1 protein-coding gene is annotated in these 10,615 nt (G+C 28.7%); it reads left to right on the top strand.

What is annotated here, in order from left to right:
* Window positions 1-10,615 (top strand): non-ribosomal peptide synthetase (locus BN8917_RS12325; RefSeq protein WP_159426746.1); only part of this gene is annotated, 10,615 nt, incomplete at both ends.

Here is a 10,615-nt window from a genome sequence, read left to right as displayed (position 1 = left end):
GAGAACTTAATGAAAGAGCAAATTCTTTAGCTAGGAAGTTAAGAGAACACTCTATTCAAGAAGATTCAGTAGTAGGAATTATGGCTAATCGTTCAATTGAAATGGTAATTTCTATAATAGCAACTTTAAAGGCTGGCGGAGCATATTTACCAATAGATATAAACTATCCAAAAGAAAGAATAGAATTTATCTTAGAAAATAGTGGATGTAAATTACTTCTAACAGAAAAGGAATTAGTTAAAGATATAGACTTTAATGGTGAAATTCTTCATTTAGAAGATAAAACTCTCTATGAAGGAAATAGAGAAAATTTCTTAGTAGAAAGAACAGCTGAAAGTCTTATATATATTATTTATACTTCGGGAACAACCGGAACACCTAAGGGTGTTATGTTTAAGGATAGCAGTTTAGCTAACTTAATTAACTTTGAAATAAATGATACAACAATAGAACTTGATAAAAAAGTACTACAGTTTGCTAATTTATGTTTTGATGTGGCAAGTCAAGAGATTTTATCTACTTTAGTAGCAGGGGGAGCACTTTACTTAATTAAAGAAGAGTTAAGAAAAGATGTGGATAGACTACTAGAGTTTGTAACTAAAAATGAAATTAAAACAGTATTTTTACCAACAGCTTATTTTAAATTATTACAATCAGAAAGAAATTATATAGAAACTATTATTAAAAATACTAATCATATAGTGGTTGCAGGAGAGCAGTTAACTTTGACTTTAGAAACACAAAATCTTATAGCGGAAAATAAAGTGAAACTTCATAATCATTATGGTCCTTCTGAAACTCATGTTGTAACTACTTTAACTATAGACTCTAAGAATAATATAAAGGGAATTCCGACTATAGGAACTCCAATTGCTAATAATAAAATATTTATTTTAGATAAAATGATGAATAAAGTTCCAATTAATGTACAGGGAGAAATGTATATTTCAGGTTACTCTGTAGCAAGAGGATATTTAAATAGGGAGGAACTTACAAAGGAACGATTTATAGAAAATCCATTTGGAGAAGGAAAACTTTATAAAACTGGAGATTTAGCAAGATGGCTTTCAGATGGAAATATTGAATATTTAGGAAGAGCAGATCAACAAATTAAAATAAGAGGTTTTAGAATAGAGCTTGGAGAAATTACAAATGCAATTTGTAAAATTAATTATGTAAAAGATGCTGCCGTTATAAATAAGAAGGATAGAAATGGTGAAGAGGCTATTTATGCTTATATAGTTTCAGAAAAAACTGTAGATATTAAGGATATTAAAAAAGAACTTAAAAGAGAGCTTCCAGAATATATGGTTCCTGCTTATATGATGGAAATAGATAGTTTACCTCTTAATAGAAATGGAAAGTTAGATAAAAGAGCACTTCCAGAAATTATAGAGGGCGATCAAAAACAGTATATTGGAGCAAGAAATAAAACAGAAGAAATTGTAGCTGAGATATTTAAAGAAGTTATAGGAATTGAGAAAATAAGTATTGATTCTGATTTCTTTGAAGTAGGAGGACATTCATTAAGAGCAACAAAGGTAGTAAATAGAATAGAAGCTGTTTTTGATGTAAGAATTCCTATTAAGGTAATTTTTTCAGAAAGAACAGTAGAGGGAATAGCTTTATATTTAGAAAATTTAAAGGCAGAAAATATTGATATTATAACAAAGGTAGAGGAAAAGGAATATTATTTAATGTCCTCAGCACAAAAGAGAATGTACTTATTATGGAATATGGATAAGGAAAATCTAGCCTATAATATGCCAACTTGTTATAGATTAAAGGGAGATGTAAAAGAAGAACTTGTAAAAAGTGCCTTTGAAAATGTAATTAATCGACATGAAATATTAAGAACTAAATTTACAATAGAGGATGGAGAGTTAGTACAAAATATTTTACCAAAAGTGAAAATTGATTATGAATATGAAGAAAGTAATAAAAAAATAGAAGAACTATTAGATGAATTTACAAAGGTATTTTCTTTAGATAAAGGAGAATTAATAAGGGCAAAACTTGTAAAGGGTGAAAAATATTTTTATTTACTAATAGATATGCACCATATTGTTAGTGATGCTGTAAGTATGGCTATTTTTATAAAGGAGCTTTCAGCTTTTTATAATGGAGATAAGCTAAGTGAACTTACATTACAGTATAAAGATTATAGTGAGTGGATGAATAAAAGAAATTTTGAAGAACAAAAATCTTATTGGTTAAGTAAGTTTGAAGAGGAAGTACCAGTAATTGATTTTAGTTATGATTATAATAGACCAATGGAAAAAAGTTATGAAGGTAATACTATAAGTTTAAAATTCGCAAAGGAAATTAAAGATGGAATAAAAGAGTTATGCAGAAAAACTGGAGCTACAGAATATATGCTTTTATTAGCAGCCTTTATGGTACTTTTAAATAAATATACAAGACAGGAAGATATAGTAGTAGGAACAGCGATTTCAGGAAGAACGAATAAAGAGATGGAATCAATGATGGGAATGTTTATAAATACACTTGCCATAAGAGAAAAGCCGGAAAATAAAAAAGAGTTTTTAAAATTTGTTTATGAAGTAAAAGAAGGTTGTTTGAAAGCCTATGAAAATCAAGAGTATCCATTTGAAGAATTAGTAGAGGCAATTGGAGTTAAAGGAGATTTATCTAGAAATCCATTATTTGATGTAATGTTTGGATTAAGAACTAATGAGGATTTTAATCTTGAAATGAAAGAGGTTGAAGTAGAATCAGTTTGGGGAGGATCTAAAATATCTAAATTTGATATTAGTGTAAATATGGCAAGTAAAGAAGATGGTTATGATGTTTCAGTAGAATATTCTGTTGCTTTATTTAAGCAAGAGACTATTGAAAGATTTTTAATTCATTTCAAAGAAGTACTTTATAGAATAATAGATAATCCTAAAATTTCCATTGGTGAAATTACTATTATAACAAAAGAAGAAAAAGAAATAATTTTAGGTCAGTTTAATGATACTTTTGTTGAATATGATAAAAAACAAACTGTTATAGATCTTTTTGAAGAACAGGTAAAGATTAATGGTGATAGAGATGCTATTATATTTGGAAAGGAAAAATTAACTTATAAAGAACTAGATGAAAAAGCTACTATTTTAGCAAGAATATTAAGAGATTCTGGAATCAAGCCAGAGGATAGAGTTGCTATTGCAGCAAAAAGAAGCTTAGAGATGATTATTGCTATAGTTGCAGTTATAAAGTCAGGAGGAGCTTATGTACCAATTGATCCTGAATATCCAGAAGAAAGAATAAATTATATTCTTTCAGACTGTAGCCCTAAATTACTTTTAACCTATAAAGCAGATATAAGTAAAGAAAATTTAAAAGTTTTAAATCTTGAAGATGAGAGTGTTTTTGCAGGTCACTTTAGAAAGTTAGAAAAAGTAAACAAACCGACTGATTTACTTTATGTAATTTATACTTCTGGTACTACAGGTAAGCCTAAAGGAGTTATGATTGAACATAATGGTGTAGTGAATTTAAGAAAATACTTTATAAATTCTATAAAAATAACTGAAGCGGATAAGGTATTACAATTCTCTAACATTGCCTTTGATGGTTCAGTTTGGGATATAACAATGTCTATTTTAACAGGGGCATCACTTTATATTATAGATCAAGATAAGCTTTTAGATATAGATTATGTAAGTAAATATTCAGCAGGTACTACAATGATGGCAATGCCACCACAATATTATCAACAGTTAAAGACTACTAGAAAAAGAATGGTAGTTACTGCTGGATCAGAAAGTAGTAAGGAAGTTGTTTTAAAAGCGATTAAAGAAGGCAGTGGATACTTAAATGCTTATGGCCCTACAGAAGCAACAGTTTCAGCAACTCAGTGGTACTGTGATAATAAAGAAATAATTCCAGATAGAATTCCTATAGGAAAACCAATTGATAATAAAAAAGTTTATATCATTAATGGTGATAGTAGTCTTTGTGGAATAGGAATAGCAGGCGAATTAGCTATAGCAGGAGATGGACTAGCAAGAGGATATTTAAATAGACCAGAACTTACAAAGGAGAAATTTATAGATAACCCTTATGGAGAAGGAAAACTTTACAAAACTGGAGATTTAGCAAGATGGTTATCCGATGGGAATATAGAATATCTAGGGCGTATAGATGAACAGGTTAAAATAAGAGGATTTAGAATAGAGCTTGGTGAGATTGAAAGTGTAATAAAGAAAATTAAAGATATACATTCTGTTGCAGTTGTGGCGAAGACAGTTAATGGGAAAGAAAAAGCACTTTATGCTTATTTAGTATCAAAGAGGGTAATTAATTTTAAAGAAATTAAAGCAGAAATTCGTAAGGAGCTTCCTGAATACATGGTTCCGTCATATATGATGCAAATTGAAGAAATTCCTGTAAATAGAAATGGAAAGCTAGATAAAAAAGCGTTACCTGATATCTTAGAGGATGAAGGTAAGGTTTATATAGAGGCAAGAACTAAAATTGAGGAAATTATTATTAAAATATTCAAAGAAGTAACTGGTAAAGAAAAAATAAGTATAGATGATGATTTCTTTGAAATAGGAGGGCATTCTCTAAGAGCTGCAAAGGTTGTAAATAGAATTGAAGGAGAAATAGCTGTAAGAATACCAATAAAAGCTATATTTTCAGAAAGAACAGTAGAAGCAATTGCTAGATATATAGAAAGTTTTGAAGTTAATGAAGTTGATTTTATACCAAAGGCAAAGGAAATGGATTATTATATAATGTCATCAGCTCAAAAAAGAATGTTTTTAATTTGGGAAATAGATAAAGAAAGTTTAGCTTATAATATGCCGACTTGTTATAGACTTCAAGGAAGAGTAAATAAAAAGGCTATTAAAAATGCTTTAGAGGAGATTATTAGGCGCCATGAAGTTTTAAGAACAGCATTTATAATTAAAGATGGAGAGCCAGTGCAAAAGGTTTTATCTAATTTAAAAGTAGATTGTAAATTTATAGAAAAAAGTATAAGTGTAGATGAGATTTTTGAAAATTTTACAAAGCCTTTTGAAATAGATAAGGGAAATTTAATAAGAGCAGTTGTAATAGATTCAAAGAAGGAGAAATACTTATTCTTAGATATGCATCATATAGTTAGTGATGGAATGAGTATGGGAATTTTTATTAGAGAATTTAATAAGCTTTATAATGGTGAAAAACTTACAAAACCTCAGTTACAATACAAAGATTATAGTGAATGGATGAGTAGTAGAAATTTAGATGAACAAAAAGCATACTGGGTAAATGAGTTTGAAGAGGAAGCCCCTGTAATAGATTTACCTTACGATTATAATAGAGCATCAGAGATTAATAAGGTGGGAGCACTTACTGGTCTTGAACTTGATAAAGAAATGAAAAAGGCTATAGAAAAACTTTGTGGGGAGACTGGAGCTACAGAGTATATGGTTCTTTTATCAGCATTTATGGTAGTTTTAAATAAATATACTAGACAGGAAGATATTGTTGTAGGAACACCTATATCAGGTAGAGTAAACAGGGATATAGAATCATTAATGGGAGTATTTATAAATACCCTTGCAATGAGAGGTAAACCAACTAATAAAAAAAGTTTCAAAAATTTTGTAAAAGAGATAAAAGAAACTTGCTTAAAAGCTTATGAAAATCAAGAGTATCCATTTGAAGAATTAGTTGAAGCTGTTAATGGAAGAAAAGACTTTTCGAGAAATCCTTTATTTGATATAACATTTGGTGTTCAAAATAATGAAAAATGCGATATTTTAATGAAGGGAGTTAAGATAGAGCAATTATGGAGTAATAATAGAATTGCAAAGTTTGATTTAAGCATAGTTGTTGAAAATAATGAAGATGGATATTTTGTGGGAGCAGAGTATTCTAAAGGGTTATTTAAAAAAGAAACTGTAGATAGGCTTTTAATTCATTTTAAAGAAATTCTTTTAAAGACGACTGCAAATCCAGAGATTCTTATTGGAGAGATAGAAGTAGCAACTAAAAAAGAGAGAGAACTTATTTTAAATAATTTTAATGATAATTTTGTCTACTATGATAGGAAAAAGACCATTGTAGAATTTTTTGAGGAGCAGGTAGAAAAGACTCCAAATAAAGTAGCTTTAGTCTATGAAAATGAAAAGTTAACCTATAGGGAATTAAATGAAAAAGTAAATAATTTAGCCTTAAATTTAAGAAAAGTTAATGTAAAGCCAAATGATTATGTAGGTATTATTGCTGAAAGAAGTCTAGAGATGGTTATGGGGATTTTAGCCATTATAAAAGCTGGGGCAGCATATATACCTATTGATCCGAATTATCCAGAAGAGAGAATTAGTTATATAATTTCAGATTGTAAGCCAAAGGCTTTATTAACTTATAAATGTGAAATAGAAACAAAGGATATTCCATTATTTAATTTAGAGGATAAAGGATTTTTTAGTGGAACTGGAGAAAACTTAGAAAAAGTAAATACAGTTGAGGATATGTTATATCTTATTTATACTTCAGGAACTACAGGAAAACCAAAAGCTGTTATGATTAAGCATAAAAATATGATTAATTATTGTATAAAAAATCATAAAAATACTTTAGTTGGTGTATTTAATAGAAATCTAAATAATATGGGATCTTTGGCAACAATGACCTTTGATATTTTTGGTACAGAAACTTTATTAGTATTTATGAATGGAATGACTACATTTATCGCAAATAAAGATGAAAGAGAAGATGTTGAACATTTAATCAAATTTATTGCTAAAAATCATATTGAGATATTACAGACAACACCTAGTAGAATAAAGATGTTATTAACTCAAGCTGAAAAGTTAAAGAAGCTAAAATCTCTTAAGTATATTACTTTAGGAGGAGAGAAGGTAGAGCCAGACTTAGTAAATAAATTACAGGAGTATACGAAGGCTATAATTGCTAATGTTTATGGCCCATCAGAAACAACAGTTTGGTCGACAGTAAATGAGTTGTCTGGACCAGAAAGAGGGAATAATGTATCAATTGGTAAGCCAATATCAAATTCATATTATTATATTCTTCAAGATTTAAACCTTTGTGGGATTGGAGTTCCTGGTGAGATTTGTATTGCTGGAATTGGTGTATCGGTAGGTTATCTTAATGATGAAAAACTTACTAAGGAAAAATTTATTGATAATCCATTTGGAGAAGGTAAACTTTATAGAACAGGAGATTTAGCAAGATGGCTTCCTGATGGAAATATAGAATTTATAGGTCGTATAGATGAACAGGTGAAAATTAGAGGATTCAGAATAGAGCTTGGAGAAATTTCTAATGTGTTATGTAGAATTAAGTATATAAAAGATGCAGCTGTAATAACAAGAAATGACGCTAGTGGAGAATTAAATCTTTATGGATATATAGTTTCGGAAAAAGAAGTTGATATAAAAGAAGTGAAAAAAGAACTTCGTAAAAATTTACCTGAATATATGGTTCCACCATATATGATGCAATTAGATAAATTACCTGTAAATAAAAATGGAAAACTAGATAAAAAAGTTTTACCAGAAATAGTTGTTGAGCAAAGGGAAGAGTATGTTGCACCAAGAAATAAAAATGAAGAAATTATTGAAAAAATATTTGCAGAGGTTATCGGAACTTGTAGAGTAAGTGTAGATGCTGATTTCTTTGAAATAGGAGGTCATTCTTTAAGGGCAACTAAGGTAGTAAATAGAATAGAGGCTGAAACTGGAGTTAGAGTTCCTATAAAAGTAATTTTTTCAGAGAAAACAATAGAAAGAATAGCAAATTATGTAGAAAATAATAAGGATAAAAAATATAACTTTATAGAGAAGGCGGAAGAAAAAGAATTTTATCCAATGTCGTCAGTTCAAAAAAGAGTTTATTTGTTATGGCAAATGGATAAAGAAAATACAGCATATAATATGCCAATTTGTTATAAGTTAGAAAATAAATTAGATTTTAATAAAGTTAAGGATGCTTTGGGAAAGCTTGTAAAACGTCATGAAATTTTAAGAACAGCTTTCTTGATGAAAGAGGGAAAACTTGTACAAAAGATTTTAAAAAATACAGAAATTAGTTGTAGTTATGAAGAATCAGATAAAGATATAAAAGAAGTAATAAAAGATTTTACTAAAGCTTTTGACTTAGAAAAAGGATCTTTAGTAAGGATGAAGGTTGTAAGAATAAAGGCAGAAAATTATCTTTTAATGGATACTCATCATATAGTAAGTGATGGAATGAGTATTGGAATATTTATAAAAGATTTTTCAAGTTTTTATAATGGTGAAAATCTTAGTGAGCTTAAGTTACAGTATAAAGATTATAGTCAATGGATGGAAAAGCGAGATTTAACTAATCAAAAAGAATACTGGGAAAAGCAATTTGAAGAAGAGGTACCAGTAATTAATTTACCTTATGACTATAGTAGACCAGCAGAACAAAGTTATAAAGGTGCATTGGCTATAATTGAATTAGAAAAAGAAATGAAAAAAGGAATAGAAGAGTTATGTAATTATACTGGGGCGACTGAATATATGGTATTTTTATCAATCTTTTTAGTTCTTTTAAATAAGTATACAGCTCAAGAGGATATTGTAGTAGGAACTCCTATATCAGCAAGAACAAATAAAGATATGGAATCTATGATGGGGATGTTTGTAAATACTTTAGCAATAAGAGAGAAACCAGAGGCTAAGAAAAAAATTATTGACTTCATAATGGAGGTGAAGGGAAGCTGTCTTAAGGCTTATGAAAATCAGGAATATCCATTTGAAGAATTAGTAGAAGCTGTTTCAATAAAAAGAGATTTATCTAGAAATCCATTATTTGATGTAATGTTTAATTTACAAAATAATGAAAGAGTTAATCTTTTAATAGGTGATACAGAAGGAATGCTAGTAAGTGGAGAGCATGATATATCAAAATTTGATCTAAGTGTTATGTTATCATGCAATGAAGATGTTTATTCTATAGCAGCAGAATATTCTACAGCTTTATTTAAAAAAGAAACAATAGAGAGATTCTTAGGACACTTTAAGGAAATTATTTCTAGAGTTATAGAAGCTCCAAATAGTTTAATTGGAGAAATTGAAGTTATAACAAAGGAAGAAGAAAAATTAATTGATGAAAGCTTTAATAATACAAAGACTGAGTATGAAAATAAAGGTTCTGTAATAGAATTATTTGAGGAAAGAGTAAAAGTAAATCCAAATAAAGTAGCATTAGTATTCAAAGATGAAGAAATAAGCTATAGAGAACTTAATGAAAGAGCAAATTCTTTAGCTAGGAAGTTAAGAGAACACTCTATTCAAGAAGATTCAGTAGTAGGAATTATGGCTAATCGTTCAATTGAAATGGTAATTTCTATAATAGCAACTTTAAAGGCTGGCGGAGCATATTTACCAATAGATATAAACTATCCAAAAGAAAGAATAGAATTTATCTTAGAAAATAGTGGATGTAAATTACTTCTAACAGAAAAGGAGTTAGTTAAAGATATAGACTTTAATGGTGAAATTCTTCATTTAGAAGATAAAACTCTCTATGAAGGAAATAGAGAAAATTTCTTAGTAGAAAGAACAGCTGAAAGTCTTATATATATTATTTATACTTCGGGAACAACTGGAACACCTAAGGGTGTTATGTTTAAGGATAGCAGTTTAGCTAACTTAATTAACTTTGAAATAAATGATACAACAATAGAACTTGATAAAAAAGTACTACAGTTTGCTAATTTATGTTTTGATGTGGCAAGTCAAGAGATTTTATCTACTTTAGTAGCAGGGGGAGCACTTTACTTAATTAAAGAAGAGTTAAGAAAAGATGTGGATAGACTACTAGAGTTTGTAACTAAAAATGAAATTAAAACAGTATTTTTACCAACAGCTTATTTTAAATTATTACAATCAGAAAAAAATTATATAGAAACTATTATTAAAAATACTAATCATATAGTGGTTGCAGGAGAGCAGTTAACTTTGACTTTAGAAACACAAAATCTTATAGCGGAAAATAAAGTGAAACTTCATAATCATTATGGTCCTTCTGAAACTCATGTTGTAACTACTTTAACTATAGACTCTAAGAATAATATAAAGGGAATTCCGACTATAGGAACTCCAATTGCTAATAATAAAGTATTTATTTTAGATAAAATGATGAATAAAGTTCCAATTAATGTACAGGGAGAAATGTATATTTCAGGTTACTCTGTAGCAAGAGGATATTTAAATAGGGAGGAACTTACAAAGGAACGATTTATAGAAAATCCATTTGGAGAAGGAAAACTTTATAAAACTGGAGATTTAGCAAGATGGCTTTCAGATGGAAATATTGAATATTTAGGAAGAGCAGATCAACAAATTAAAATAAGAGGTTTTAGAATAGAGCTTGGAGAAATTACAAATGCAATTTGTAAAATTAATTATGTAAAAGATGCTGCCGTTATAAATAAGAAGGATAGAAATGGTGAAGAGGCTATTTATGCTTATATAGTTTCAGAAAAAACTGTAGATATTAAGGATATTAAAAAAGAACTTAAAAGAGAGCTTCCAGAATATATGGTTCCTGCTTATATGATGGAGATAGATAGTTTACCTCTTAATAGAAATGGAAAGTTAGATAAAAGAGCACT

Source organism: Clostridium mediterraneense, assembly GCF_900091705.1.
Taxonomy (GTDB): domain Bacteria; phylum Bacillota; class Clostridia; order Clostridiales; family Clostridiaceae; genus Sarcina; species Sarcina mediterraneense.
The sequence above is the reverse complement of the archived record's forward strand: the minus strand, read 5'-3'. Positions and strand labels throughout refer to the sequence as shown.